Source organism: Sphingobacterium sp. GW821-FHT03E03 (assembly GCF_059420745.1).
Window position 1 is genome coordinate 1 of record NZ_JBWKUH010000060.1, and the last position, 2,106, is coordinate 2,106.

At 39.0% G+C, this 2,106-nt stretch carries 1 protein-coding gene; it reads right to left on the reverse strand.

The annotated features are described in order from the left end of the window. Positions 1 to 140: 140 nt before the first annotated feature. A complete protein-coding gene (locus tag AC07UV_RS25600) occupies positions 141 to 953 on the reverse strand; it encodes a sigma-70 RNA polymerase sigma factor region 4 domain-containing protein (protein WP_495185837.1) in 813 nt (270 codons plus the stop codon). Between the last annotated feature and the right edge of the window lie 1,153 nt (positions 954 to 2,106).

The window sequence follows — 2,106 nt, forward strand, 5'->3', positions numbered from 1 at the left end:
ACCACGGAAGACAATATCCTGCCATTCGAAAAGCTGTTTAAAATATTCCGACCGTTTTTCCTTATCCTCGCAGTCCACGAATATCTGAATTTTGCGGGTCAGCACCATTGTATCAGTAGCCATATCTCTCTTTATTTGGTTTATGCCATTTCTTTTGCAGACTTAATTTTTGTGTGCGCATTGATGAACAATGTACGTACCTGTCCCCCGTCCAGTTGTAATGCTTCAGAGATCCGGTCAAAGGAATATTGCAGTTCATAGCGCATACGGAAGACTTCGGCTTCGTCTTCCGTCATTTCACCGTTCAGCCTGAATTCAGCAGGCTTTGCGATAAGTTGCATTTTCTCTTCACTATTCAGGATGGTGCGCAGCAGGTCAATTGTTTTCTCCACTCTCAGACTAATCTCATAGTCTGATATTCCGCCCATATAATAAGCGATACGTTCGTAGTTGAAACTATGTTTGAGACAGAGCCGGATAAAGAGCTGCTGGTCCGTATTCAGGTTGGGAAGAACTGCATGCAGCCGTTCCAGTTTCTTTTTTTTCTCCTCTTCCAGCTGTTCGAGATACACGACATCTTCTTCCTGATCTTCTTCCAGTTCGTAGCCCAGCATAAACTCCTGATAGTCTTCGATGCTGTCCAGACGGAGCAGGCTGCGATGAAATCTATTTCGGGATTTTTGATAGAAAGCCCGAATGGCAGATCTGACCTGAGATTTTAAAAAGTCAAGTATGTCGGCTTCGGAATTTACGTTTTCACGGAAAAGCCAGAGACGGAGGAAAGCCTCCTGAACGATACTTTCGCCGGCACATTCATCATCCGTGGCACGCTGTGCCCGAAAGAAGAAGTAGTCATAAAACTTCTGATAGAAGAATTTGAGGCCGGTTTCATCCCCTTGATGCAGGCTTTCTAGTGCTGATTTAATGTCTTTATTAGATAAAATTAGGTTCATATTTAGTTTTTAGGGTTAACAGTACATAAAAAACTTACCACAGCTCCGGCGGACTTGACGGACTTTTTTTGGAAACCGAAGCCGGGTAAGTCTAAATCGTTATGTGTTTATAAAAACTTATTGGTAGTGGAGTAGAAATATTGTTGTGTTAAGATCATTTTGCCATCAACAGCCTGATCGGAAAAGCGTCTCTAACTGGTTAGTTGTATATACCCTATAACTTTCTGTGATCACCAACAAATAGGAGAGACCTAGCCCCACTATTTTCTACGTTGCGGATACCCTGGGGAAAACAGTTACAGGTAAATACATAGTTGCATATACCCTACATATTGTGATTAGAAACTTCTAATCTGCATATCCTACTTCGAGAGTTCGTGTTGTGTATATTCTGGAAATGAAAATTACGAATATCTGTAAATTTCGTGTTTTTAAGATGCGAAAAGTTGTTTACACCCTACAAATGAAGGTTACCAACATCAGAGCATTTAGTTGAAATTTTCTAGGTAAAGTTGTACACACCCTACATTTTGTGATTACCAACTGCAAGCCGAAGAGCTTGACTCAATTTATGGTTATAGTCGTCACTGTTTTTTGACTATGCAAAGATAACAATTGTTAACACCTCCTTTTTGTAGTCGTTTACAGCTATAATTAATTTTATCAATCGGAGAGCCAGAGTTGTGTATACCCTATATTTTTACTTCAGCAACATCCTACTTTCCATAATATATGTCAACAAAAATAGCGTCAAATGTATCTCAACAAGCATTAATATTTTTATATTAAAAAGGGTATTCAGTGAGTCGTCTTTTGCGCTCACCCTACGGCATAACAAGATGCCTCAACATAGATAATTTCGTGAATTATATTACTTAATTTTCAAGAACTTACGGAAAGTTTGAGAAAATATTATTTTGTTATTTTTAGACTTTTCAACTCCTTTTAGGTCGAAGAGCGTCTGAAATTGTATATCATTGGGATCACAAATTCTGAATATGCACAAATATAATTGTGTATTCCCTCCTTGTAATACTCAACAACAACGTTGTCGGTAATTTCAATTTCTTTATTAAAAAGGGTATTTAGTGAGTCGCCTTTGCGCTCACCCTACGGCATAACAAGATGCCTCATTTCATAATCGGACCGATCG